The 24,214-nt window shown below is 69.3% G+C and carries 20 protein-coding genes and 1 other RNA gene; 12 read left to right on the forward strand and 9 right to left on the reverse strand.

Annotated elements, in window-relative coordinates:
* Positions 1–71: 71 nt before the first annotated feature.
* Both ACFQY2_RS11930 and ACFQY2_RS11935 read right to left on the reverse strand, forming a co-directional pair.
* Positions 72–1,157, reverse strand: coding sequence for an acyltransferase family protein (locus ACFQY2_RS11930; RefSeq protein WP_378746032.1), 1,086 nt, complete (start codon positions 1,155–1,157; stop codon positions 72–74).
* Positions 1,158–1,203: 46 nt separating this feature from the next.
* Positions 1,204–2,043 carry an aldo/keto reductase gene (locus ACFQY2_RS11935; RefSeq protein WP_378746033.1) on the reverse strand — a complete coding sequence of 280 codons (840 nt, stop codon included), beginning with the start codon at positions 2,041–2,043 and terminating at the stop codon, positions 1,204–1,206.
* 82 nt (positions 2,044–2,125) lie between these two features.
* On the opposite strand from ACFQY2_RS11935, the gene ACFQY2_RS11940 reads away from it, so the two are divergent.
* The 4 genes from ACFQY2_RS11940 to rnpB all read left to right on the forward strand — a co-directional run bounded on the left by ACFQY2_RS11940 (position 2,126) and on the right by rnpB (position 5,412).
* Complete coding sequence (locus tag ACFQY2_RS11940; RefSeq protein ID WP_378746034.1) at positions 2,126–2,533, forward strand: YchJ family protein; 408 nt, start codon at positions 2,126–2,128, stop codon at positions 2,531–2,533.
* 10 nt (positions 2,534–2,543) lie between these two features.
* Positions 2,544–3,278, forward strand: a complete 735-nt coding sequence (locus ACFQY2_RS11945) for a zinc ribbon domain-containing protein (protein ID WP_378746036.1) — start codon at positions 2,544–2,546, stop codon at positions 3,276–3,278.
* A 13-nt stretch (positions 3,279–3,291) separates the two neighbouring features.
* Complete coding sequence (locus ACFQY2_RS11950; RefSeq protein ID WP_378746037.1) at positions 3,292–5,013, forward strand: bifunctional 3'-5' exonuclease/DNA polymerase; 1,722 nt, start codon at positions 3,292–3,294, stop codon at positions 5,011–5,013.
* Between the two features lie 35 nt (positions 5,014–5,048).
* Positions 5,049–5,412, forward strand: an RNA gene (rnpB, locus tag ACFQY2_RS11955) — RNase P RNA component class A.
* A gap of 80 nt (positions 5,413–5,492) precedes the next feature.
* Here the strand turns inward: rnpB and ppgK are convergent.
* The gene (ppgK, locus tag ACFQY2_RS11960; RefSeq protein WP_378746038.1) at positions 5,493–6,239 is read right to left on the reverse strand and encodes a polyphosphate--glucose phosphotransferase; all 747 of its coding nucleotides are present in this window, start codon (positions 6,237–6,239) and stop codon (positions 5,493–5,495) included.
* Positions 6,240–6,306: 67 nt separating this feature from the next.
* On the opposite strand from ppgK, the gene ACFQY2_RS11965 reads away from it, so the two are divergent.
* The 5 genes from ACFQY2_RS11965 (at position 6,307) to ACFQY2_RS11985 (ending at position 13,374) form a co-directional block, all read left to right on the forward strand.
* Positions 6,307–6,534, forward strand: coding sequence for an SPOR domain-containing protein (locus ACFQY2_RS11965; protein WP_378746039.1), 228 nt, complete (start codon positions 6,307–6,309; stop codon positions 6,532–6,534).
* Between the two features lie 2 nt (positions 6,535–6,536).
* Positions 6,537–7,874 (forward strand): glutamine synthetase family protein, encoded by a 1,338-nt coding sequence (locus ACFQY2_RS11970; RefSeq protein ID WP_378746040.1) that lies wholly within the window; start codon positions 6,537–6,539, stop codon positions 7,872–7,874.
* A 9-nt stretch (positions 7,875–7,883) separates the two neighbouring features.
* On the forward strand, positions 7,884–10,862 hold the full coding sequence (locus ACFQY2_RS11975; protein WP_378746041.1) for a bifunctional [glutamine synthetase] adenylyltransferase/[glutamine synthetase]-adenylyl-L-tyrosine phosphorylase: 2,979 nt from the start codon (positions 7,884–7,886) through the stop codon (positions 10,860–10,862).
* Positions 10,863–10,877: 15 nt separating this feature from the next.
* Positions 10,878–11,810 carry a diacylglycerol/lipid kinase family protein gene (locus ACFQY2_RS11980; RefSeq protein WP_378746043.1) on the forward strand — a complete coding sequence of 311 codons (933 nt, stop codon included), beginning with the start codon at positions 10,878–10,880 and terminating at the stop codon, positions 11,808–11,810.
* Positions 11,811–11,892: 82 nt separating this feature from the next.
* Entirely contained in the window at positions 11,893–13,374 is a 1,482-nt protein-coding gene (locus tag ACFQY2_RS11985; RefSeq protein WP_378746044.1) for a SulP family inorganic anion transporter, read from the forward strand.
* Positions 13,375–13,520: 146 nt separating this feature from the next.
* Here the strand turns inward: ACFQY2_RS11985 and glnA are convergent, their stop codons facing one another.
* Entirely contained in the window at positions 13,521–14,945 is a 1,425-nt protein-coding gene (glnA, locus tag ACFQY2_RS11990) for a type I glutamate--ammonia ligase (protein WP_378746045.1), read from the reverse strand.
* Between the two features lie 117 nt (positions 14,946–15,062).
* On the opposite strand from glnA, the gene ACFQY2_RS11995 reads away from it, so the two are divergent.
* Positions 15,063–15,479 carry an RDD family protein gene (locus ACFQY2_RS11995; protein ID WP_378746046.1) on the forward strand — a complete coding sequence of 139 codons (417 nt, stop codon included), beginning with the start codon at positions 15,063–15,065 and terminating at the stop codon, positions 15,477–15,479.
* A gap of 3 nt (positions 15,480–15,482) precedes the next feature.
* On the opposite strand, the gene ACFQY2_RS12000 is transcribed toward ACFQY2_RS11995, so the two are convergent.
* Complete coding sequence (locus ACFQY2_RS12000) at positions 15,483–15,962, reverse strand: ATP-dependent zinc protease (protein WP_378746048.1); 480 nt, start codon at positions 15,960–15,962, stop codon at positions 15,483–15,485.
* Between the two features lie 25 nt (positions 15,963–15,987).
* Here ACFQY2_RS12000 and ACFQY2_RS12005 point away from each other — a divergent pair, with 25 nt between their 5' ends.
* Positions 15,988–17,175 (forward strand): RimK family alpha-L-glutamate ligase, encoded by a 1,188-nt coding sequence (locus tag ACFQY2_RS12005; RefSeq protein ID WP_378746049.1) that lies wholly within the window; start codon positions 15,988–15,990, stop codon positions 17,173–17,175.
* A 52-nt stretch (positions 17,176–17,227) separates the two neighbouring features.
* Here ACFQY2_RS12005 and ACFQY2_RS12010 read toward each other — a convergent pair whose 3' ends face one another.
* Positions 17,228–17,938, reverse strand: coding sequence for a DUF4191 domain-containing protein (locus ACFQY2_RS12010; protein WP_378746050.1), 711 nt, complete (start codon positions 17,936–17,938; stop codon positions 17,228–17,230).
* Between the two features lie 123 nt (positions 17,939–18,061).
* Between ACFQY2_RS12010 and ACFQY2_RS12015 the strand changes: the two genes are divergently transcribed.
* The gene (locus tag ACFQY2_RS12015; protein ID WP_378746051.1) at positions 18,062–19,471 is read left to right on the forward strand and encodes a hypothetical protein; all 1,410 of its coding nucleotides are present in this window, start codon (positions 18,062–18,064) and stop codon (positions 19,469–19,471) included.
* Positions 19,472–19,477: 6 nt separating this feature from the next.
* Here the strand turns inward: ACFQY2_RS12015 and sucB are convergent, their stop codons facing one another.
* The 3 genes from sucB to ACFQY2_RS12030 all read right to left on the reverse strand — a co-directional run bounded on the left by sucB (position 19,478) and on the right by ACFQY2_RS12030 (position 24,174).
* The gene (gene sucB / locus ACFQY2_RS12020; RefSeq protein WP_378746053.1) at positions 19,478–21,259 is read right to left on the reverse strand and encodes a 2-oxoglutarate dehydrogenase, E2 component, dihydrolipoamide succinyltransferase; all 1,782 of its coding nucleotides are present in this window, start codon (positions 21,257–21,259) and stop codon (positions 19,478–19,480) included.
* A gap of 66 nt (positions 21,260–21,325) precedes the next feature.
* Positions 21,326–22,699 carry a dihydrolipoyl dehydrogenase gene (gene lpdA / locus ACFQY2_RS12025; protein ID WP_378746054.1) on the reverse strand — a complete coding sequence of 458 codons (1,374 nt, stop codon included), beginning with the start codon at positions 22,697–22,699 and terminating at the stop codon, positions 21,326–21,328.
* A complete protein-coding gene (locus ACFQY2_RS12030) occupies positions 22,699–24,174 on the reverse strand; it encodes a leucyl aminopeptidase (RefSeq protein WP_378746055.1) in 1,476 nt (491 codons plus the stop codon). The genes lpdA and ACFQY2_RS12030 overlap by 1 nt, the downstream gene beginning before the upstream one ends.
* Positions 24,175–24,214 lie beyond the last annotated feature (40 nt).

Raw genomic sequence — 24,214 nt, forward strand, 5'->3', positions numbered from 1 at the left:
AGGCTCCCGTCGTCGATGACTGAGGAGAGTCTCGTCGAACCCGTCAGGATGCGGCAGGGTCTTGACCCGTGTCACTCTCTCGCGGTAGCGGTTCGATCGGCGCGTGCCGGCCACAGCCGGCGCGGGAGCTCGAAGAGCAGGCTCACCGGCATCCGGCGACCGATCAGCGCGAACACCGTGGACACGGCGACGGTGGCGATGAAGATGACCATGAGTCCGAGCCCGGGGTGGGAGATGCCGGCCTTCAGCGCGAGCCAGCCGAGCGCGGCGAACACCGGATAGTGCGACACGTAGTAGATCAGCGAGTAGCGGCCGACGAAGCGCGCCGGTGCGAGCCAGCGGGCGTCGGGGGCGATGGCGGTGAGCCTGACCAGGATCAGGATGCCGAGCATCGCGGGCAGCGCCGAGAGCGGTGCGTACCAAAGGGGCTCGATGAATCCGGAGTACAGCGCGACGCCGATCGGGATGATCGCGAGTGCGGCGGCGAGCGGGACGCTGAGCCACCGCGCGTACCGATCCCAGTGCTTCTCGACGAATGCGCCGAGGAAGAAGAACGGCATCAGGTAGAAGAAGCGCTGCAGCAGCTCCAGCTCCGGGGGGATCAGGAACATCACGACGAACGGCACGGCGATGAGCACCCAGGCCGGAATCCACCGGATCAGCAGCGCGATGATGTAGTACGCGAAGATGAACTGCATGAACCACAGGTAGGTGTTCCAGAAGCCGAACTGCCAGGGCATGTACTCGACCTGCCCGACCACCGCCTGCGACCCCGCGTAGATCACCGTCCACACGATGATGGGCCACACGATCCGCCGCACCTTGCCCCACACGTATTTCCCGGTCGGCGCATGCAGTGACCCCGCGACCAGCAGGCCGGAGAGCACCATCAGCATCGGCATCCGGAAGGGCGCGAAGAAGGAGCTCAGGAATTCGAAGAACCCGGGAACCTCGCCGATGCGGTACTCGACGATCTGCGTGCTGTGATGCAGGATGACGAGCAGGATCGACAGCCCGCGCAGCAGGTCCATCCAGCCGATCCGCCGGTCGTGACGGTCCAGCGCGCGCCCGATGTCGGCGCCGGTGCGGACGGTGGCCTTGCGGGCATCGGCGCGGGTGGTCGGCGTGGGCGGCGCGGAATCGGTGTGCTCGGACATCCGGGTCAGTATACGAGGGGCATCCGAGCGGGAGTGTGAGTGACGCTCACATCTCCTCGTGCGTGGCGGGGTCGCCGCCGAAGAGCCTGCCGTCCGGACGGCCGAGCGCGGTGATCGCGTCGACCTCGCCGTCGTCGAGCACCACGGAGGCGGCGTCGAGGTTGGCCTGCTGGTGCTCGGCAGACGAGGCCTTCGGGATGGAGACGACTCCGCGAGCGACATGCCAGGCGATCACGGCCTGCGCCGGAGTGATGTCGTGCGCGGCTGCGACCTCGCGGATCACGGGCTCCGCGAGCACCTCCCGCGCGCGCCCCAGAGGGCTCCACGCCACGGTGACGATGCCGCGCTCGGCGTGCAGGGCGACGGCATCCGTCTGAGGGAAGTACGGGTGCACCTCGATCTGGTTGGCCACCGGTCGCACCCCGCCGTCGGCCTCTATGCGGTCGAGATGCTCGGGAAGGAAGTTCGACACGCCGATCTGGCGGACCGTGCCGCGCTTCTGCGCCTCGATCAGCTCGCGCCAGGCCTGGGTGTAGAGTCCCTCGCTGGGGTTCGGCCAGTGGATCAGGTGCAGATCGGTGGCGTCGACCCCGAAGCGGAAGCGGCTCTCCTCGATGCTGGTGCGCGCCTTCGCCGACGCGTGGTGCCGCCCGGGCAGCTTGGTGGTGAGGATGACCTGGGAGCGGTCGACGCCGGACGCGGCGACACCAGCTCCCACAGCGCCCTCGTTCTCGTAGTTGAACGCCGAGTCCACCAGTCGGTAGCCGAGTCGGATGCCGGCGGCGACGGCGGCGGCACCGGCTTCGCCGTTCAGGCGGTACGTGCCGAGCCCCACGGCAGGCAGGGCGAACCCGTTGTGAGCGATGAACGATGCGGGCTGCGACATGGGTCCTCCTGCTGAGCTGGTTCTGACAGCCTACGCGCGGAGTGGTCGGACCCGGGACGGCCCGACCTGCCACGATGGGAGGATGCCGCACACCGCCCGCCCCACTGACGATCAGCGCTGTCCGTGCACGAGCGGCGATGTGTTCGCCTCCTGTTGCGGACCGGTGATCGCCTCCGGGCTCGCGCCCACCGCGACGCGATTGATGCGCTCCCGCTTCACGGCATTCGCGATCGGCGACGCCGCTCATCTGCGGCGCACCTGGCATCCGTCCACCCGGCCGCGCGATGTGGGACTCGACGATCACGTGCGATGGCTGCGTCTGGACATCCTGGACTCCGTGCGGGGCGGTCCGTTCGACCTGGACGGGATCGTCGAATTCCAGGCGTTCTACCGCGACGAGGGAACGCGAGGGTCTCTGCAGGAGCGCAGCCGCTTCGTCCGCGAGGATCGGGTCTGGCTGTACGTCGACGGGGTCACCGCCAGCAGATAGGTTTGACAGCGTGAAAGCCACTCCCGAGAACCAGCGCACCCTGCTCGAGATCGCAGACCTCGACCGGCGGATCCAGCAGACCGAACGGGCGCGGACGCAGCCGTCGCAGGCAGCCAGGATCAACGAGCTCGCGGCACTGCGCAAGCAGCAGCTCGGCGAGCTGACCGCACTGACGGGAGTCCTCGACGACGCGCGCGCGGAGCAGGCGCGCATCGAATCCGACGTGGTCCTGGCCACGCAGCGCCGCGACCGTGACGGCGAGCGCCTCGCCGCCTCGACGGACCCCAAACAGGCACAGGCACTGGAGAACGAGATCGACAGTCTGACCCGGCGCATATCGATGCTGGAGGACACCCAGCTCGAGGTGATGGGCCGCGTCGAAGAGGCGCAGAACGACGTCGACGCACAGCAGGCTCTCATCGATCAGACCCAGTCCGAGGGCGCGAAGCTGACAGCCGCGGCCAAGGCGGACATCGCGGCGGCCGCCACCGCCGGCGAGCAGCTGGTCCGCGATCGCGCCGCCCTGGCCGGCACGGTCGCCGCCGAACTGCTGGCCGACTACGAGCGCCGTGCATCTCGCGGTGGCATCGGCGTGGGACTGCTGCGCGGAGGCGTGTGCGAGGGCTGCCGCATGGTGCTCTCGGGCACCGACATCACCGAAATCCGCAAGGCCCCCTCCGACGAGGTGCTCTCCTGCCCGGAGTGCGGGGCGATCCTCGTGCGCACTGAGGAATCGGGGCTGTGACCAGCCGGATGCCGTGACCGGGCCCACCAGGCCAGCGCAGCCCCCGCACGCCGTCGTGGCACGCCCCGGTGACGGTCATGGCTGGTTGATCGCCGTCCTCGATTCGCCTTCCGCCGAGCTCCGGTCCGAGAGGATCTCGGATGACGCGTTTCCGGACCGCATCCGCGCACTGGAGGCCGAGCTCGCTCCGCGATGGACGGTCCGCACGCTGCGCAGTTTCTACCCGCCGCTGCTCGCCCACGGCATCCGGCTGCGCCGCGCTCGCGATCTGGTGCTGTGCCATGCGATCCTTCGTGACACCGCCGTGCTGGCGCGCCCGCTGCCGGCCTCCGCCGTCTGGGTGCGCACGGACGACACCGCCGAGACGATCGTGCAGCCGGGGCTGTTCGACGTCGACGCGGAATCCGTCGCCCGTGGTGGCGACTTCGATGAGGTGCTCGCGCAGTGGCGAGCGCAGCTCGCAGCACTCGCGCAGGCCCCGGATGCACGTCTGGAGCTGCTGTGCGCGGCGGAGTCGACCGGTGCGCTGATCGCCGAGGAGATGACCGCGGCAGGGCTGCCGTGGTCCCGCGCGATCCACGAGCGCATCCTCGAGGATTCCCTCGGCGCACGGCCGCTGCGCGGTGCCAGACCGGCGAAGTTGGCCGCACTGGCGACGCAGATCTCCGCGCACCTGAACGATACGGAGCTCAACCCGGACAGTCCGCCGCGGCTGCTGCGAGCGCTGCACCGGGTCGGCGTGTTCGTGGAGTCCACCTCGAGGTGGCAGCTCGCCGAGGTCGATCATCCGGTCGTCGCGCCGCTGCTGGAGTACAAGAAGCTCTCGCGGCTGTTCGCGGCCAACGGATGGACGTGGCTGGACGACTGGGTGCAGGACGACCGGTTCCGCCCGATCTACCTCACCGGCGGCGTGGTGACGGGCCGGTGGGCGTCGTCCGGCGGCGGTGCGCTGCAGATTCCCCGGCAACTGCGACGGGCCGTGCATGCCGATCCCGGCTGGACGCTGGTCGGTGCGGATGTCGCGCAGCTGGAGCCGCGGGTGCTGGCGGCCATGTCGCACGATTCGGCGATGGCGGATGCCGCACGCGGCGCGGACCTGTACGAGGGCGTCGTGCGCTCCGGAGCGGTGGGCACCCGCGAAGAGGCGAAGTATGCGGTGCTGGGCGCCATGTACGGTGCGACCACGGGGGAGAGCGGCCGGCTCGTTCCCCGCCTGCGCACCGTCTACCCGCGGGCGATGGCGCTCGTCGACGACGCGGCTCGCACCGGCGAGCAGGGCGGCGTCGTGAGCACACTGCTCGGACGCAGCTCCCCGCGCCCCGACGACGCCTGGCGCACTGCCCAATCCCGGGCCAGCGACCCGGGCGCCGGCGGTGCCGACGAATCCCGGGCGCGCAGCCGAGCGCGGGATCGGGGACGGTTCACGCGCAACTTCGTCGTTCAGGGAACCGCGGCCGAGTGGGCGCTGCTGTGGCTGGCCGAGATCCGTCATCGCCTGATGGCTCTGCCGCCGGCATCCGTCCCCGCCCCGGCATCCGGACCCGTCTTCGGCCGCCGAGCGCACCTGGCCATGTTCCTGCACGACGAGGTGATCGTGCACTGCCCGATCGACCAGGCGGATGCCGTCGCCGCCGCCGTCCGCGCGGCGGCTGCCGCCGCGACGGCACGACTGTTCCCCGGGTTCGACATCGACGTTCCTCTGGATCTGCATGTCAGCGAGGACGCGCGCAAGTGATCGGCCGCCGAGCGACGTTAGAATCGGAGGGCGAGCGGGTCGGCCGGACGGTCGCGTGGCGGGAGACCGCACCGAGGAACGTCCGGGCTCCACAGGGCAGGGCGGTGGGTAACACCCACCCGGAGCGATCCGCGAGACAGTGCCACAGAGAGAAGACCGCCGTCGCCTTCGGGCGGCGGTAAGGGTGAAAGGGTGGTGTAAGAGACCACCGGGGGACATGGTGACATGTCCTGCCAGGTAAACCTCGCCCGGAGCAAGACCAGACAGAGGACGTCGACGCGGCCCGCCGAGTCCTCGGGTAGGTTGCTGGAGCGGCACGGCAACGTGTCGCCGAGAGAGATGGCCGTCAAGGGAGCGAGAGCTCCTGAACAGAACCCGGCGTACAGGCCGGCCCGCTCGCACCACGACGCAGAAGGACCCGATCACCCCCTGATCCCCAGGGGTGCGACCGGGTCCTTCACGCTTGTCGGACCTCGTGATCAGCCGGCGGCGAGGGAGGCCGCTCCGATGATGCCGGATGCGTTGCGGTGCACGGCGGCCACGATGGGCGTCCTCAGCTCGAGCAGCGGAAGGAACTTCTCGGGGTGCTTGGAGACCCCGCCACCGACCACGAACAGGTCCGGGCTGAAGAGGAATTCGACGTGGCTGTAGAACTCCTGCAGGCGCGCCGACCAGTCCTCCCAGGACAGACTCTCGCGCTCCATGGCGGAGTACGCGGTCCAGCGTTCGATCGATTCGCCCTCGCGGTTCAGGTGACCCAGCTCGGTGTTCGGGATCAGCACGCCGTCGTAGAGGAAGGCGGAGCCGATCCCGGTTCCGAGAGTGGTGAGGATCGTCAGGCCCATGGCATCGCGCGCCGCGCCGTGGCGCGCCTCGGCGACCCCGGCGGCGTCGGCGTCGTTCACGAAGGCGATGTGGCGGCCCAGTCCGTCCTCGAAGAACTTCTCGGCTTCGAAGTCCACCCAGTCCTGGGAGATGTTGGCTGCGGACAGGGTCCTGCCGCGCTTGACGATGGCGGGGAACGCCACGCCGAGCGGCAGCTCCGATTCGGTCACGTTCAGCGTCTTGAGGACCTCGCGCACGGTCTCCAGGACGTCGGCGGGTCGCGCCCCCTTCGGCGTGTCGACCCGGATCCGGTCAGAGTCGAGCGTTCCGTGCTCGAGATCGACGATTGCTGCCTTGATGCCCGTGCCGCCGATGTCGACGCCGATTGCCTGCTGTGCCATGCCGAATAGCCTATCCAGGTGGGCGAGCGCGATTAGGATCGTGACAGATCCCGACGAAGGAGCCGACATGTCCGACGGAGACGAGAAGTACTGGTACAACCTCAGCACTCGCGAGGTGGAGTTCGGCATGCAGTCGGCTGCGGTCGATCGCGTGGGCCCGTTCGACACGGCCGACGAGGCGGCGCACGCCCCGGAGAAGCTCCGCGAGCGCTCGCGCGCCTGGGCGGAGGACGATGCCGCGGAGGACTCGTGGGGCGCGGCGGCCCGCTCAGATGCCGGCGAGGACGAGGAGTGAGCATGGACAAGCAGCGCGATTTCGTGCTGCGCACGATCGAGGAGCGCGGCGTGAAGTTCGTGCGCCTGTGGTTCACCGATGTGATCGGCACGCTGAAGTCGGTGGCCATCGCGCCGGCCGAGGTCGAGGGCGCCTTCGCCGAGGGCATCGGCTTCGACGGCTCCGCCATCGAGGGGCTGTCCCGCAAGTTCGAGTCCGACCTCCTGGCGCAGCCGGACCCGTCGACGTTCCAGATCCTGCCATGGCGCGGCGAGGTCGACCCGACCGCGCGGATGTTCTGCGATCTCGCCACACCCGACGGACGTCCCGCGGTGTCGGATCCGCGTCATGTGCTGCGTCGCACCCTGGAGAAGGCCGCGGATGCGGGCTTCACGTTCTACACGCACCCCGAGATCGAGTTCTACCTGCTGAAGTCGGCGCAGTTCGGCCCGGAGGGCCCGGAGCCGGTGGACAGTGCGGGATACTTCGACAACGTCCCCGGCGGCACGGCGCACGACTTCCGGCGCAGTGCCGTGCGGATGCTGGAGGACCTCGGCATCTCCGTCGAGTACAGCCACCACGAGGCAGGCCCCGGCCAGAACGAGATCGATCTGCGCTACGCCGACGCGCTGACGACGGCCGACAACATCATGACGTTCCGGACCGTGGTCAAGGAGGTCGCGATCGAGCAGGGCGTGTATGCGACGTTCATGCCCAAGCCGCTGAACAACCATCCCGGCAGCGGCATGCACACGCATGTGTCGCTGTTCGAGGGCGACGTGAACGCCTTCTACGAGGCCGGTGCCGAGTATCAGCTCTCCCTCACCGGCCGCCGCTTCATCGCCGGCCTGCTGCGTCACGCCAACGAGATCGCCGCCGTGACGAACCAGTTCGTCAACTCGTACAAGCGGCTGTGGGGTGGTGACGAGGCTCCCAGTTTCGTCACCTGGGGACACGCCAACCGCTCCGCGCTCGTGCGCGTGCCGATGTACAAGCCCAACAAGGAGCAGTCGACGCGTGTCGAGTACCGGGGGCTCGACTCCGCGGCCAACCCGTACCTCGCATACGCCCTGATGCTCGCAGCCGGTCTCAAGGGCATCGAGGAGGAGTACGACCTGCCTCCCGAAGCAGAGGACAACGTGTGGTCGCTGAGCGACTCCGAGCGTCGCGCCCTCGGTTATGCGCCGCTGCCGGCGAGTCTGGATCATGCCCTGGATCTCATGCAGGAATCCGAGCTCGTCGCCGAGACGCTGGGGGAGCAGGTCTTCAACTACGTTCTGCTCAACAAGCGCAAGGAGTGGGAGGCCTACCGCGGTCAGGTGACCCCGTACGAGCTGCAGAACAACCTCGGGCTCCTCTGAGCCGCCGCCATGGCACGACCTGATGCGTCCGTCTCGCTGTCGGCGCTGGCCCGTCTCGGGTTCGTCGAGCTGACGGCCGCGTCGGCCGATCTTACCGAGCTGTCCGAGCTGACCGGCATCGACCGCGCCGAGCTCGCCGACGGGATGACGGCCGCCGACCCGGATGCGGCCGTCGCGGGAATGCTGCGCATCGCGCGCAGGAATCCGGATCGTGCCCGTGCGGTGCTCGGCGATGCCCGGGCGCGCGCTGCGGCCTGGCGGGTGTTCGGCGTCTCGACGGGCATCGCCGACTTCTTCGCCCGGCGGCCCGAGGAGTTCGAGCCCGCCGTGCTGCTGCGCACGGAGCTGCCAGGGGCCGCCGAACTGACCGAGCGGATGCTGGGCGCGGTCGACGCGCAGGACGGATTCGCCCGTGCCGCGCGTCCGGAGGAGGCGCTCCGCGTGGAATACCGCCGGTGCCTGGCCGAGATCATCGCGGCGGACCTGGCCGCCGAACTGCCCGCCGAGGCCGTCTCGGACGTGTCCGAAGCGCTGGCCGATGCCGCGGCAGCCGCCCTGGAGGCGGGGCTGGCGGTCGCACGCACGGCGGTCTCGGATGCGGGCGGCGAGTCCGCCCGGGCCGAGGTCGCCGCGACACGCCTCGCGATCATCGGCATGGGCAAGGCCGGCGCGCACGAGTTGAACTACGTCAGCGACGTCGACGTGATCTTCGTCGGCGGCACCGCCGACGAGGCGACGGTGGATGAGCCCAGGGCCATCGACATCGCCACGCGTCTCGCCCGCGAGACCGTGCGGGTGCTGTCCGGTATCGACGCCGAACCGGCACTGTGGGAGGTCGATACCGCTCTGCGCCCCGAGGGCAAGCAGGGCGCGCTGGTGCGCTCGCTGGCCTCGCACGTCGCCTACTACGACCGCTGGGCGAAGAGCTGGGAGTTCCAGGCGCTGCTGAAGGCGCATCCCCTCGCAGGTGATCGCGACCTGGGAGCGGACTATGTCACCGCCGTGCAGCCGAAGGTGTGGTCCAGCGCCGAGCGGGCGGACTTCGTCGAGAGCGTGCAGGGCATGCGCGAGCGCGTGACGGACAACATCCCGCCGGATGACGTGCCGTACCAGCTCAAGCTCGGTCCTGGTGGCCTGCGCGACATCGAGTTCACGGTGCAGCTGCTGCAGCTCGTGCATGGTGTGAGCGATCCGACACTGCACACGCGCGGCACGCTGGAGTCGCTGGAGGCACTCGCGGCGGGCGGTTACATCGGCCGTGTCGAGGCAGCCGCGTTCGGCGAGCAGTACCGCACCTTGCGGCTGCTCGAACACCGGCTGCAGCTGCACGAGCTCACCCGCACCCACCTGCTGCCGAGAGACGACGACGGCATGCGCCGACTGGCCCGCGCGACAGGTCTCGCCGACTCCGCGTCAGGGCTCCAAGCCGTGTGGGAGGGCGTGCGCCGGGAGGTGCGCGAACAGCATGTGAGGTTGTTCTACCGGCCGCTGCTGGCGGCCGTGGCCTCGCTGCCGCCCGAGGAGCGCGCCCTGACCACCGGCCAGGCGGCGGACCGCCTCGCCGCCATCGGCTTCCGCGACCCGGCGGGGGCGCTGCGGCACATCGCCGCGCTCACCTCGGGTCTCAGTCGCAAGGCCAGCATCCAGCGGCACCTCATGCCGGTGATGCTGCGCTGGTTCGCCGACGGCAGCGACCCGGACTACGCGCTGATCGCGTTCCGGCGCGTCAGCGAACGACTCGGCGACACGCACTGGTTCCTGCGCATGCTGCGGGATTCGTCCGGGGCGGCCGAGCGGCTCACGCGACTGCTGTCCAGCTCGCGGTACGTCGGCGAGCTGATGGAGTGGATCCCCGAGTCGGTCGCGTGGCTCGACAGTCCTGCCGCCCTGCGACCGCGCGGGGCCGCCGCCCTCGACGAGGAGGCGCGCGCGATCCAGACCCGCCACGCGACCACGGCGTCCGCGCTCCGGGCGGTACGGGCGCTGCGCCGTCGCGAGCTGCTGCGCACCGCGATCGGAGCCGTGCTGGACCGCATCGGCGTGGACGAGATGGCGCGAGCGATCACCGAGATCACCGAGGCGACCATCCAGGCGGCGCTGCGCGCGGTGCGCCGCGAGGTCGTCCCACCCGAGGACGACGCGCTGGATTTCTCGATCATCGCGATGGGGCGCTTCGGTGGGGCGGAGCTCGGCTTCGGGTCCGATGCCGACGTGCTCTTCGTCTACGACGCCAACGGGGTGGAGCCGGAGCGCGCGCAGCGCCATGCGGCGGCCATCGTCGCGGGACTCCGGGAGCACCTCACCGATCATCGGCTCCCGCTCGAGTTGGATGCCGGCCTGCGCCCCGAGGGCCGCAACGGACCGATGGTGCGCACCATCGAGGCGTACACCCAGTACTACCGGCGCTGGTCGCTGTCGTGGGAGGCCCAGGCGCTGCTGCGTGCGCGCGGCATCGCGGGGAGCGTCAAGCTGATCCGGAAGTTCACCGAACTGGCCGACAGCATCCGATTCCCCGAGCAGATCTCGCTGCAGGACCTCCGAGAGATCAAACGGATCAAGGCACGAGTCGAAGGGGAACGCCTGCCACAGGGCGCGGATCCGCGTCGGCATCTCAAACTCGGCCCTGGCACGCTCAGCGACGTCGAATGGATGGTGCAGGTGCTGCAGCTGCAGCACGGCCACCGAGTGCCCGATCTGCGCACCACGTCCACGCTGCATGCGCTGGATGCCGCCGTGCTCGCGGATCTGATCCCCGCCGTCGGCGCCGAGCAGCTGCGCGAGGCCTGGGTGCTGGCCAGCCGGTTGCGCTCGGCGATGACACTGCTCACCGGCCAGACGCGCGACGTGCTGCCCACGGAGCTGCGGGAACTGGATGCGCTCGGTCGACTGCTCGGCTATCCGGATCGCAGTGCCGTCCTGCTCGAGGAGGAGTACCTGCGCGTGACGCGACGGGCGAGACGGGTGTTCGAGAAGCAGTTCTACGGATGAACCAGGGGGGAGAGCATGAGCAAGCGCATCGGGATCGTGTGGAATCCGACCAAGATCGACGAGGACGAGCTGAAGGCGGCCGTGCAGACAGCGGTCGGTGACGACGCCGAGGTGCTGTGGTGGGAGACCGCCGCGGACGATCCGGGCCGTGCGATGGCCCTGGCCGCAGTGGAGGCCGCCTGCGACGTGGTGGTCGCGGTCGGCGGCGACGGGACGGTGCGCACGGTCGGCGAGGTGCTCGCCGGGGTCGACGGCGGGCCTCAGCTGGGAATCGTGCCGCAGGGCACGGGCAACCTGCTCGCCCGCAACCTGGGCATCCCGTTGGGCAGCATCCCCAAGGCGCTCGAGAGGATCGCAGCGGGGGAGCATCGCGATATCGACATGGGCTGGGTGAGGATGGGCGATGACGAGGAGGAGACCGGGTTCCTGGTGATGATCGGCTTCGGCCTCGACGCGCACATGCTCGCCGAGACCGACGACGGTCTGAAGGACAAGGCCGGCTGGCTGGCGTACGTCGAGGCCATGGGGCGTGCCTTCACCGCGGCGCAGAACGTGGAGCTCACCCTCTCGCTCGACGACGGCGAGGAGCAGAGCCTCAGCGGTCACACGCTGCTGATCGGCAACTGCGGCGCGATCCAGGGCGGAGTCACGCTGCTGCCGGACGCCGTCCCGGACGACGGTCAGCTCGACCTGCTGCTGGTGAGCGCCGAGAACGCGGTGCAATGGGCGCAGACCCTGCGCACGATCGTCTGGGACAACGGCATCCGGCGCCTGATCGGAGGAGCCGACGAGACCGTGAGCATCGACGCCGCGCAGCATCTCACGGGCGCCGCCGCCCGCGTGCGCATGGACGGGCCCGTGCCGTTCGAGATCGACGGCGAGGAAGCAGGGGAGGTCGCCGCTTTCGAGGTGCGCGTGCAGCCCGGAGCGCTGCGCATCCTGTGCTGAGCGGGCGGTGCTGACGCGCCGGACGTCGGGGATCTGCGCGCGTCGGTAGACTCGGGCAGTCCCCTCAGTCAGGAGTCACCCCGTGCCCTCTTCGCATCCGACGTTCGGCGTGCTCGCAGCACTGCGCAGCCCGCGGCAGCTCTCCCGCGAGTTCTTCGCGGGCGCGGTGACCACGCTCGCGCTGGTCCCTGAGGTGATCTCGTTCTCGGTGGTGGCCGGCGTCGATCCGATGACGAGCCTCGTCGCGTCCATCGTGCTCTGCCTGACCATGACGTTCCTCGGCGGTCGCCCCGGGGTCGTCACGGCGGCGGCCGGCTCGGTCGCTCTCGTGGTCGCACCCCTCGTGCACGAGCACGGCGTGGAGTACCTGCTGCCGACCGTCATTCTGGCCGGGCTGGTCCAGATCGTGTTCGGACTGCTCGGGCTCTCACGGCTGATGAGGTACGTGCCGCGCTCGGTGATGCTCGGCTTCGTGAACGCGCTCGGCATCCTGATCTTCGTCGCGCAGGTGCCGCACGTGCTCGGCGGCACTCTGCCGGTGTGGGGTCTGTTCGCGCTGACGATCGCCATCGTGCTGATCCTGCCGCGGCTGACCAAGGCGGTTCCGTCTCCGCTGGTCGCGATCGTCGTGGTGACCGCCGTGGTCATCATCACCCAGCTCCAGGTGCCCGATGTCGCGGGGGAGGGCCCCATCGACGGCGGACTGCCCGGGCTGACCCCGCTGACGGTTCCGCTGGATCTGACCACACTGCAGCTCATCTGGCCCACCGCGCTGAGCGTCGCCCTGGTCGGGCTGATGGAGTCGCTGCTGACGGCAAAGCTGGTCGACGAGATCACCGAGACCCCCTCGCACAAGGGCAGGGAATCGTGGGCGCTCGGCGTCGCGAACATCTTCTCGGGTCTGTACGGCGGGGTCGGCGGATGCGCGATGATCGGGCAGACCGTGCTGAACGTGAAGACCAGCGGCGCCAGGACCCGCATCTCGACGTTCGTCGCCGGTGTCTTCATGCTCGCCCTCGTGACCGGTCTGAGCTCGCTGATGGGACAGATCCCGATGGTGGCGCTGGCCGCGGTGATGATGGTCGTCGCCGTCACCACCGTCGACTGGCACAGCGTGCGGCCGTCGACGCTGAGGCGCATGCCCATCCCCGAGACGATCGTGATGGCCGTCACGATCGGCACCGTCCTGCTCACGAACAACCTCGCATACGGGGTGATCGCGGGCGTCGTGCTGGCGATGATCCTGTTCGCCCGCCGCGTCGCACACGTCATCTCCGTCGACCGGGTGCCCGCCGAGGACGGCGAGAGCGTGCGCTACGTCGTGCACGGCCCGCTGTTCTTCGGCAGCAGCAACGATCTCGTCGAGTGGTTCTCGTATGCGGAGGACCCCGCGTCCGTCGTCATCGACCTGCGCGACGCGCAGATCTGGGACGCGTCGACGGTCGCAGCCCTCGACTCCATCGCCGCACGCTACGAGCGCCGAGGGGCGGGCATCACCATCGTGGGCCTGGACAGCCGCAGTGAGCGCTTCCACGGCCGCCTGAGCGGCTACCTGGGCGCCTGAGCGACTATCTGGCCGCCTGAGCGGCCCGTCGGCACCGCATCCGCTCGCATCCGCGCCGAAACGCGAGAAACCACTTCGCGCGTGAGACGCACGCGCAGGCGTGGTGTCTCGTGCGAGAAGTGGTTTCTCGGCGTGGGAAGGGGTGTTCAGACTCCGTAGTACAGCTCGAACTCGTACGGGTGCGGGCGCTGCGCCATCGGCAGGATCTCCTTCTCGTACTTGTACGAGATCCAGGTGTCGATGAGCTCCTGGGTGAACACGCCGCCCTCGAGCAGGAAGTCATGGTCGTTGCGCAGGGCCTCGAGCGAGTCGAGCAGCGAGTTCGGCACCTGCGGGATGTTCTTCGCCTCCTCGGGAGGAAGCTCGTACAGGTCCTTATCGATCGGCTCCATCGGCTCGGTGCGGTTCTTGATGCCGTCCAGACCCGCCATCAGCTGCGCGGCGAACGCCAGGTACGGGTTGCCCGACGCATCCGGCACGCGGAACTCGATGCGCTTGGCCTTCGGGTTCGAGCCCGTCAGCGGGATGCGGATGGCGGCCGAGCGGTTGCCCGCCGAGTAGGCCAGGTTGACCGGCGCCTCGAAGTGCTTCACCAGGCGGTGGTAGCTGTTCAGGGTCGGGTTGGTGAAGGCCAGCACAGCGTGCGCGTGCTTGAGCAGTCCGCCGATGTACCAGCGCGCGACATCGCTGAGCTGGCCGTAGCCGGCCTCATCGAAGAACAGCGGCTTGCCCTCGAGCCACAGCGACTGGTGCGTGTGCATGCCCGAGCCGTTGTCGCCGAACAGCGGCTTCGGCATGAACGTGACCGTCTTGCCCCACTCCTCGGCCGTGTTCTTGACGATGTACTTGAACTTCAGGATGTCGTCGGCTGCGCTGACCATCGTGTCGAAGCGGTAGTTGATCTCCTGCTGACCCGCGGTGCCGACCTCATGGTGCGAGCGCTCCAGGTGGAAGCCCGAGTCGATCAGACGCAGCGTGATGTCATCGCGCAGATCAGCGGTCTTGTCGACCGGCGCGACGGGGAAGTAGCCGCCCTTGAACGGCGTCTTGTTGCCGAGGTTGCCGCCCTCCTCCTCGCGGCCGGAGTTCCAGGCGGCCTCCTCGGAGTCGACCTTGTAGAAGCTCTCGCCGGAGGTGACGGAATAGCGCACGTCGTCGAAGATGTAGAACTCCGCCTCGGGCGCGAAGTATGCCGTGTCGGCGATGCCGGTGGAGGAGAGGTACTTCTCTGCCTTCTTGGCGACCTGACGCGGGTCCTTGCTGTAGATCTCGCCGGTGCGGGGGTTGTAGATGTCGAAGATCATGACGAGCGTCTTCGCCTCGCGGAACGGGTCGAGATACGCGGTGGTGACATCGGGGATCAGCTGCATGTCGGATTCGTGGATGCTGGCGAAACCGCGGATCGAGGATCCGTCGAAGAGCTGTCCGTCGCGGAAGAAGTCCTCGTCCACCGTCGATGCCGGGATGTTGAAGTGCTGCTGCACCCCCGGGAGGTCGGTGAATCGGATGTCGAGGAACTTGACGTCGTTCTCCTCGATATAGCGGAGGACCTCTGCGGACTCTGTGAACATGTACGACTCCTGATCGGGTATCGGTTGCATCAACCTTACGCAGGTTATGCATGGGGAGTTTCTCAGTCGTGTCCGCCGTGTTTCGGGCATGTTACGCGTCGTCGGTAGGCTTGAGGGGTGAACGACTACCCCGGCGAACGTCTTGGACTGCCCGCGACGGGCCCCCGCAGCATCGCCAGGATCGGCCGCAGGATCGGCGCCCTCGCGATCGATTACCTGGCAGCGACGATCATCGCCACCGGGTTCTTCGGCTTCGACCAGTTCGCTCTCCCCGGCGAGGCGGGGCTGAGCCAGTTCGCTCCGATGATGGTGTTCGCCGTGCTGCAGATCGTGTTCATCCCGTTCGCGGGAGGAAGCCCCGGTCATCGCCTCCTGGGCATGCGGGTGGTGCGTTACGGGGGCGGGTGGATCGGGCTGTGGCGACCGGTCGTGCGCACACTGCTGCTCGTCCTGGTGATCCCGGCGGTGATCTGGGATGCCGATCAGCGCGGCCTGCATGACAAGGCGGCCGGCACCGTGCTCATCCGCGCCTGATCCTCAGACGCGACCGCTGTTGCGTCGGCGGGCCTCGCGCGGCGCGCGGCCTCCGAGGAACGATCGCGCCGGGTCGATCGCGTAGCCCTGACGCAGCACCTCGCGCCCGATCAGCATCCGGAATCCCATCTCGTCGCGATTGGTCAGCGTGACCTCTCCCGTGACCTCCCGCCCTACCAGGCTGATCCGCAGTCGCACGACGATGCGGTTCTCCGCATGCCCCGACGAACTGCGCACGGCACGGCGGTCGTGGACGCGGCATTCGTGCACGACCGCGTCCTCCCGGCTCTCCTGCCAGGGGTGAACGGCGAAGCGCACCCAGTCCTGTCCGTCGCGGGTGAACTCCGACACGTCGAACGCGTGCAGCGACGAGGTGCGCGCTCCCGTGTCGATCTTCGCCTTGATCCAATCGACGCCCAGCTCGGGCAGTGCGACCCATTCGCGCCAACCCGTGAACGTGTTTGAATGAGAAGACCGATTCACCCCTACATCCTGGCAGGAAACCTCTGTGAAGATCGCCGTCCTCTCGCGGGCACCGCAGTCCTACTCCACGCAGCGCCTTCGGACGGCTGCCCAGCAGCGCGGCCACACCGTGAAGGTGCTCAACACGCTCCGATTCGCGATCGATCTCACCGCCGACGCCCCCGACCTGTTCTTCCGCGGCAAGCAGCTCAGCGACTACGATGCGATCCTGCCACGCATCGGCAACTCCATCACCTACTTCGGCACGGCCGTGGTGCGCCAGTTCGAGCAGATGGACGTGTACACGCCGAACACGGCGAACGGCATCTCCAGCGCCCGCGACAAGCTGCGCGCGAACCAGATCCTCTCCCGGCACAACATCGCGATGCCCGCCACAGCGTTCGTGCGCAACCGCGCCGACGTGCGGCCGGCCATCGAGCGGGTCGGCGGCGCCCCGGTGGTCATCAAGCTGCTCGAGGGCACGCAGGGCATCGGCGTCATCCTTGCCCCGCAGGTGAAGGTCGCGGAGGCCATCATCGAGACGCTGCACTCCACCAAGCAGAACGTGCTGATCCAGAAGTTCATCGCCGAGAGCAGGGGCCGCGACATCCGCGCCCTGGTCGTGGGCGATCGCGTGGTGGCCGCGATGCGGCGCGTGGCGGACGGCGACGAGTTCCGCTCCAATGTGCACCGCGGAGGTCGCGTGGAGCCGGTGACCCTCGACCCGGTGTACGAGCAGACCGCCGTGCGGTCCGCGCAGATCATGGGGCTGCGCGTCGCCGGCGTCGACATGCTCGAGGGCGAGGACGGCCCGCTGGTCATGGAGGTGAACTCCTCGCCGGGACTGCAGGGCATCGAGGCGGCGACCAACCTCGACGTGGCCGGCGCGATCATCGACTACATCGCCGGCCAGGTCGCCTTCCCTGACATCGATGTCCGCCAGCGACTGAGCGTGTCGACGGGCTACGGCGTCGCCGAGCTCCTCATCCACGCCGGTGCCGAGCAGGTCGGAAGACAGCTCGGCGATCTGGGTCTGTGGGATCGTGACATCACCGTCCTGACGCTGCACCGCGGTGTGAGCGTGATCCCGAACCCGCGCAAGCATGTGGTGCTGCAGGACGAGGACCGCCTGCTGTGCTTCGGCAAGCTCGAGGAGATGCGCACCATGATCCCGGAGAAGCGCCGCAGGCGCCCGCGTGTGCGGCGACTGCCCAAGGAGCCTCTCGGCGACTGACGACGAAGCGGCCCCTCTCCGTCGGGGAGAGGGGCCGCTTCGTGTCCAGCGATCAGCGCGGTCGCTGCGCCCGCACCTTCGTGGGGTCGATGCCCTTGGGGATCGGCAGCGACGAGAGGGACTGCGAGACCGATTCGATCCTGCGGATGACAGCGGCCATCGTGGCCTTGTCGATGGCCTTCGGGATCTTCTTGATGGTCTTCGAGAGATCCGAGATCTTGACCTCGTCCTCGCCGTGGCCGACGTACAGGACGGTGACCGGCACGCCGTGCGCGACCCGCTGCGCCTTCTGACGTTCTTCGTTCACGAGACGGGTCAGACGGCCCCTGGTGCCCTCGCCGACGATGACGATCCCGCCGCGACCGACTGCGCGGTAGACGGCCTCCTGGGTCTTCGGGTTGATGCCGACCGGGGTGTCGGATGACTGCCAGCTGCGACCGAGGCTCGTGCTCAGCACGTGTCCGCTGGCTCCGGGCATGCCGTCGATCTTCGCATACATCGCATTGGTCGACAGCCGCGTCATCAGGAACATCGCGCCGAGGATTCCGAACATCAGACCCGTGATGCCCCACAGGATGAGGGACAGCACGGTTCCGCCGCCGAGGAGGAACGCGAGGACAAGGCCGACCAGCACACCGGCGATCAGGATCGCGACCTGCGCCCAGGGAAGCCAGCCGTAGACCTCACGGGTGAACCGGTAGAGGGAACGGATCTGGGAGAAGAAGCCTGGTCGCTTCTCAGCTTCGGGAGCACGCTTTGCCATGAGGACCAGCTTACCGAGCGTTCCGGCCCGCAGTGTCCCTGCACATCGATGAGCAACCGGCAGTTCTCCACAGATCGTGGAATCCGCGGCCCGGTGCTCTCCGCGGCGGGGTGTGATGAAGGCATGGACGATGCGGACGAGGTCACGACCCTGGTCCCGGGCGCGCACCGCGTGATCCGGCGGCTGGAGAGTTCGGCGGCGTTCGCGGGCGAGCTGGTCAGCGACGGGGACCGACAGCGGGTGCGGGCGGACGCCGATGGTGTGGACGAGACGCTGTGGCGCTTCTCGGGTGCGGAGCACGTCGCCGGTGTGCGGGATGTCGAGCGCACCCGTGACGGACAGGCAGTCCTGCTGCCCTGGTGCGCCGACGCGGTCGATGCGGTGCTGGCCCGTCGTCTGGCCGCCGGCCGGGCGCTGGTCGCGGGGGAGGTCGTCACGCTGGTCGGCAGCCTGCTGCGGGGAGTCATCGAAGTGGCGGGGCATGACCTGCGTGGCAGGTGGTGGCTGGACGATGAAGCCAGACCGCTGTTCGTGCCGGGGGAGGGCACGACCTGCGCCGACGCTGCGGTGGAGATCATCGAGCGGCTTCGACGCGATTGCTCGGATCGCGCGCTGGAGAGACTGCTTCGGCGTGTCGCGGATGCTGCCGCCGATCACCGCGTCGTGCTTCGCACGCTCGATGCCTGGGAGCACGAGCTGAGCGAGCTCGCCGCTCCTCGACCGATCGATGTCGCCGTGTACGCCCCGGAACGGGTTCGGGAGCTGCCGGTGCATCGCGCGCGGCTGCCTCAGGATGCCGAGCGGATGCAGCAGGGCAGTTCCCTGCGCGATCGAGTGGACGACACTCGGGCGCGGATGGTGGCGCGCCTGAACGCTGTGCGGACGCGTGTCGGGCGGCTGCGACCGAGGCCAGGCGGCCAGGACCGGATGCCGGGCGGGCGCAGGCGGTCGGCCGGTGACAGTCGCACGCCTCGGCGGCGGATGCTGCTGGTCGGTGTGGCCGTCGCCGGGGTGGTGCTCACGGGCGGGCTGATGTGGCCCCCGGATGGCGACGATGCTCCGGGGACGGATGCGGTCGCCGTGGAGGGCGTGCCCGATGCGCCCGCGGATGTCGGCCCGATGCCTGCTGGGGCCTCCGCTCCGGCGGACGCGGCGCAGCCCCCGGACGGCCGGGGCGAGGAGGCCGCGCACGAATCTGCCGAGGACGCGGCGGATGCCCCGTCCGTCGACGGATCCATCGAGGAGGCGGTCACCGGCCTGCTCGTCTCCATCGACTCGTGCCGTGCCGATGACGACGCCGAGTGCGACGGGGCGGTCGTCCGCGGCGCCGTCGACGGCATCCGCGATCGACTCGGCCCCGGCAGCGCCACCCGAGAGGTGTCGCTGATCGAGGATTACGGCGACATCGCGGTGCTGCGTCTGGGGAGGACCGAGGAGCGGCGCGAACAGATGATCGTCATCGTCCGGGAGAACGACGAATGGCTGGTCCGCGACGTGTACGACGTCGCGGACCAGCCATCCGAGGAGGACTGAGCGAACTCAGATCCCGAGGTTCGCGTCGAACTCCGCGGCCTCCAGACGGTTCTTCAAGGCGCCCAGGAACCGGGCGGCGTCCGCTCCGTCGACGATGCGGTGGTCGTACGAGATCGCGAGGTACACGTACGAACGGATCGCGATCGCATCCGCACCGTCGACCGTGATCACGCCGGGGCGCTTGAACACGATGCCGGTGCCGAGGATCGCCGACTGCGGCAGGAACACCAGCGGCGTGTCGAACAGGGCGCCGCGCGAGCCGGTGTTGGTCACCGTGAAGGTGCCGCCTGCCAGCTCGTCCGGCTTCAGCTTGTTGTCGCGGGTCCGCGCAGCGAGATCGGCGATCTCATGCGCGATCTGCGCCAGGTTCTTCGTCGCCGCGTCACGCAGAACCGGCGTCAGCAGGCCGCGCTCGGTGTCGACCGCGATGGAGATGTTCTCGGTCGGCGGGTAGACGATCTTGTCGCCGTCCACCGTCGCGTTGATGATCGGGTAGGCCTGCAACGCCTCCGCGGCCGCGAGGGTGAAGAACGGCAGGAAGGAGAGCTTGTCTCCGGTCTTCTGCTGGAACTCGTTCTTCTTCGCGTTGCGGAAGTCGGCGAGCTTGGTGACGTCCACCTCGACGAACGTGGTGAGCTGAGCGGTCTGCTGCATGGAGGCGACAGCACGCTCCGCGACCACCTTGCGCAGACGCGACATCGGCTGGGTCGTCCCGCGCAGCTCCGAGACCTCCAGCGGCGCTGCCGCGGGTGCGGCGGCCGGAGCGGACTGTGCGGGAGCCTGGGCCTTCGCCTCAGCCGCCTTGAGCACATCCTCCTTGCGGATGCGACCGCCGACGCCGGTACCGGTGACCGAGGCCAGGTCGATGCCCTGCTGGCTCGCCAGGCGACGAACGAGCGGTGTCACGTAGAGCGTGTCGGCATCGGTCGCGGACGCGGTGGACTCGGCGGGAGCAGCGGTTGCGGGGGCCGACGCGGCGGGGGCCGACGCGGCAGGTGCCGCAGGGGCGGGGGCCGCAGGGGCAGGGGCCGCAGCAGGTGCCGCGGGGGCGGGTGCCGCAGCAGGGGCTGCCTCAGCAGCCGGTGCCGCGGGCTGGGCCGCAGGCTCAGCGGGGGCAGGCGCCTCAGCGGGGGCAGGCGCGGGCGCGGCAGCGCCGGAGCCGATGCGCGCGAGCACCGCGCCGACGGCGACCGTCTCGTCCTCTTCTGCGAGAATCTCCTGCAGGGTGCCTGCGACCGGGGAGGGGATCTCGGTGTCGACCTTGTCGGTCGAGATCTCCAGCAGAGCCTCGTCGACGGCGACGTCGTCGCCCACGGCCTTCAGCCAGCGCGTGACCGTGCCTTCGGTGACGCTCTCGCCGAGCTCCGGGAGAACGACATCGGTCGCCTCGCCTGAAGCCGCAGGAGTCTCCGCCGCCGGCGCGGGCGCCTGCTCGGCGGGTGCCTGCTCGGCGGCGGGTGCCTGCTCGGCGGCGGGCGCCTGCTCGGCCGGAGCCGACTCGGCTGCCGGCGCAGCGGCGGCAGGAGCGTCGCCGGCAGAGCCGGCAGCGCTGCCATCGCCGATGCGAGCGAGAAGGGCGCCGACCTCGACGGTCTCGTCCTCGGCCACGAGGATCTCCTCGATGACGCCGCTGACCGGTGAGGGGATCTCGGTATCGACCTTGTCGGTCGAGATCTCGAGCAGGCCCTCATCCGCCTGCACCGTGTCGCCGACCTGCTTCAGCCAGCGAGTGACAGTACCCTCGGTGACGCTCTCCCCGAGTGCGGGGAGGACCACGGGTGTGCTCATGACGGAGTCTCCTTCAGAAATCTGTGACGCCCCAAGCTTAGTGACCTGGACGCCGGGTTGGTGCGTTCAGAGTGCGTGCAGGGGTTTTCCGGCGAGTGCGAGGAAAGCCTCGCCCAGCGCCTCGCTCTGCGTCGGGTGTGCGTGGATGAGCGGTGCCAGGTCCTCGGGATGAGCCTCCCATGCGACGGCCAGCTGACCCTCGGTGATGAGCTCGCCGACGCGGTCGCCGAGCAGATGCACGCCGAGGACGGGGCCGTCCTTCTGACGGACGACCTTCACCGTTCCCGCCGTGCCGATGATCTCACTCTTGCCGTTGCCGGCGAGGTTGTACTCGTAGGCGACGACGGCCTCCGCGCCATGCGCCGCGATCGCGGCCTCCTCGGTGATGCCGACGGACGCCACCTCCGGGCTGCAGTACGTCACGCGGGGGATCTGGGACTCGGGCACCGCAGCGACCGTCATGCCCGCGATGCGCTCGGCGACCGCGACGCCCTGCAGGAAGCCGCGGTGCGCGAGCTGCAACCCCGGAACGATGTCGCCGACCGCCCAGAGCCCCGGTACCCCGGTGCGCAGCTGCTCATCGACGATCACGAAGCCGCGCTCCATGGTGACGCCGGCCTCTTCGAATCCCAGGCCGGCAGTGGCGGGCCCGCGGCCCACGGCGACGAGCAGATAGTCGGCGGTGAAGGTCTTGCCGTCCTCGAGCGTGACGGTCACCTGAGCATCGTCCTGCTCGGCCTTCTGGAACCGGGTGCCGAGGTTGTAGGCGATGCCCTTGCGGCGGAAGGCGCGCTCCAAACCCTTGCTCAGGACGACGTCCTCGTTGGGCACGAGGTGCGGCAGCGCCTCGACGATCGTGACCTCGGCGCCGAAGGAGTGCCAGACGCTGGCGAACTCCACGCCGATGACGCCTCCGCCGAGCACGATGACCTTGGCGGGCACCTCGTCGAGCTCGAGCGCCTGCTCGCTGGTGAGGATGCGCCCGCCGATCTCCAGGCCGGGCAGCGTGCGGCTGTACGAGCCGGTCGCCAGCACGACATCCGCGCCGACGTAGCGGTCGTCGCCGACGCTCACCGAGCGGTCGCTCTCCAGCCGGCCCTCACCGGCGACGACGGTGATGCCGCGCGCCTTGATGAGGCCATCGAGGCCCTTGAACTTCTTCGCGACGATGCCTTCGCGGTACGCCGTGACACCGGCGACGTCGATGGCCTCCAAGCTCGCGGTGACGCCGACGGATGCTGCGGTGCGCACGTGATCGGCGACCTCGGCCGCGTGCAGGAGGGCCTTCGTCGGGATGCAGCCGCGGTGCAGGCAGGTGCCGCCGACCTTGTCCTTCTCGATCAGCGCCACCTTCTTGCCCAGCTCGCTGGCGCGCAGCGCTGCGGCGTATCCGCCGCTGCCGCCGCCGAGGATGACGAGGTCGAACTCGTGAACAGCCATCAGGCCTCCTTGACCGAAGCGCGCGCGAAGGCCACGAGCGCGCGGACCGCGACGCCGGTCGGCCCCTTCTCCGTGAACCCGTACGGTGACCCCTTGTGCTCCGAGGATCCGGCGATGTCGAGGTGCACCCAGGGGATGCGCGGCGCGTCATCGGCATCCGATACCCGGCCGACGAAGCGCTGCAGGAAGAGTCCTGCGAACAGCGACCCGCCGGAGCGGTCCGACATGTTCGCGTTGATCATGTCCGCGATCTGGGAGTCGAGCAGGTCCTCCATGTACTCGGGCAGCGGCAGGGCCCAGGCCTGCTCGCCCACCTGCTCGGCGGCGGCCAGGTACTCGGCGACCGCGGCGTCGTCTCCCATCACACCGGTGTGGCGCATGCCGAGCGCGACGATGATCGCACCGGTCAGGGTGGCGACGTCGACGATGACGTCGGGATGCTCACGACTGGCGGCGACCAGACCGTCGGCCATGACCAGACGTCCCTCCGCATCGGTGTTGAGCACCTCGACCGTCTGGCCGTCCAGCATCCGCAGCACGTCGCCAGGACGCGTGGCACGCCCCGAGGGCATGTTGTCGGCGATGCACATCCAGGCGGTCACGCGGACCGGCAGCCCGAGCGCGGCGATCGCGCGGATCGCGGCGAGGATCGTCGCCGCCCCTGCCATGTCGAACTTCATGCCGACCATGCTGGCCGGAGGCTTGAGCGACAGCCCACCGGTGTCGAAGGTGATGCCCTTGCCCACGAGCGCGATGTGCCGGCCAGCGTCGGCGGGGGAGTAATCGAGGCGGACCAGCCGCGGCGGGCGGTCGGATCCGCGTCCCACGCCGAGGATGCCGCCGAATCCCTGCTCTTCGAGCTGAGCCTCGTCGAGCACCTCGACCTCGATCGGCAGCGCGTCGACCGCGTCGACGGCGGACTGCGCGAGCTGCGCCGGGCTCTGCCATTCGGCGGGCACGGACACGAGGTCCTTCGTGAGGGCGACGGCTTCGGCGATGATGCGGGCGTCCTCGAGTGCGCGGTCGCCGACCTCGGGAGCGTGCAGGATCAGCGACTCTGCCTTGGCCGGCTTCTTCTCGGAGCGGTAGTCGTCGAAGCGGTATCCGCCCAGGAGCGCGCCTTCCGCAGCGGCATCCGCGAACTGCTCCAGTCCGCCGGCGAAGCCGATGGCGACGGTGTCGAAACCGGTGAGGGAGCGGACCGCAGTCGCCGCGGCGTCGCGAACGGTCTGCGCCGTCGGAGTGGCCCCGGCGCTGACCACGGCGAGCGGAACGGAGGCGACGGAGGGGAGGTGCACGCGGGTGAAGGCGGACGCGGAGCCCTTGTAGCCGATGGCGGCAAGCGTCTCGGCCAGTCCTTCATAATCGGACAGTGCGTCTGCGGAGCCACCGGGATCAGGGATGACGAGCACGGCGGCGGCGGCAGAACTTCCAGGGAACGGATCGGTCGTGTGAGTGATCACGGGAAGCGTCATGCTTCCATCCTAGGGATCAGGCGTGCGGTCCCGTCGCCAC

The organism is Microbacterium sp. GCM10027623, from assembly GCF_042666935.1.
In the GTDB taxonomy this organism is placed as follows: domain Bacteria; phylum Actinomycetota; class Actinomycetes; order Actinomycetales; family Microbacteriaceae; genus Microbacterium.

Coding starts and splice junctions, on each gene's coding strand:
- ACFQY2_RS11975 (WP_378746041.1), top strand. CDS start 7,884: ATGGCACGACCTGATGCGTCCGTCTCGCTGTCGGCGCTGGCCCGTCTC.
- lpdA (WP_378746054.1), bottom strand. CDS start 22,699: ATGGCTGTTCACGAGTTCGACCTCGTCATCCTCGGCGGCGGCAGCGGC.
- glnA (WP_378746045.1), bottom strand. CDS start 14,945: ATGTTCACAGAGTCCGCAGAGGTCCTCCGCTATATCGAGGAGAACGAC.
- sucB (WP_378746053.1), bottom strand. CDS start 21,259: ATGAGCACACCCGTGGTCCTCCCCGCACTCGGGGAGAGCGTCACCGAG.
- ACFQY2_RS12010 (WP_378746050.1), bottom strand. CDS start 17,938: ATGGCAAAGCGTGCTCCCGAAGCTGAGAAGCGACCAGGCTTCTTCTCC.
- ACFQY2_RS11935 (WP_378746033.1), bottom strand. CDS start 2,043: ATGTCGCAGCCCGCATCGTTCATCGCTCACAACGGGTTCGCCCTGCCT.
- ACFQY2_RS11965 (WP_378746039.1), top strand. CDS start 6,307: ATGTCCGACGGAGACGAGAAGTACTGGTACAACCTCAGCACTCGCGAG.
- ACFQY2_RS11930 (WP_378746032.1), bottom strand. CDS start 1,157: ATGTCCGAGCACACCGATTCCGCGCCGCCCACGCCGACCACCCGCGCC.
- ACFQY2_RS11980 (WP_378746043.1), top strand. CDS start 10,878: ATGAGCAAGCGCATCGGGATCGTGTGGAATCCGACCAAGATCGACGAG.
- ACFQY2_RS12030 (WP_378746055.1), bottom strand. CDS start 24,174: ATGACGCTTCCCGTGATCACTCACACGACCGATCCGTTCCCTGGAAGT.
- ACFQY2_RS11970 (WP_378746040.1), top strand. CDS start 6,537: ATGGACAAGCAGCGCGATTTCGTGCTGCGCACGATCGAGGAGCGCGGC.
- ACFQY2_RS12015 (WP_378746051.1), top strand. CDS start 18,062: ATGGACGATGCGGACGAGGTCACGACCCTGGTCCCGGGCGCGCACCGC.
- ACFQY2_RS11940 (WP_378746034.1), top strand. CDS start 2,126: ATGCCGCACACCGCCCGCCCCACTGACGATCAGCGCTGTCCGTGCACG.
- ppgK (WP_378746038.1), bottom strand. CDS start 6,239: ATGGCACAGCAGGCAATCGGCGTCGACATCGGCGGCACGGGCATCAAG.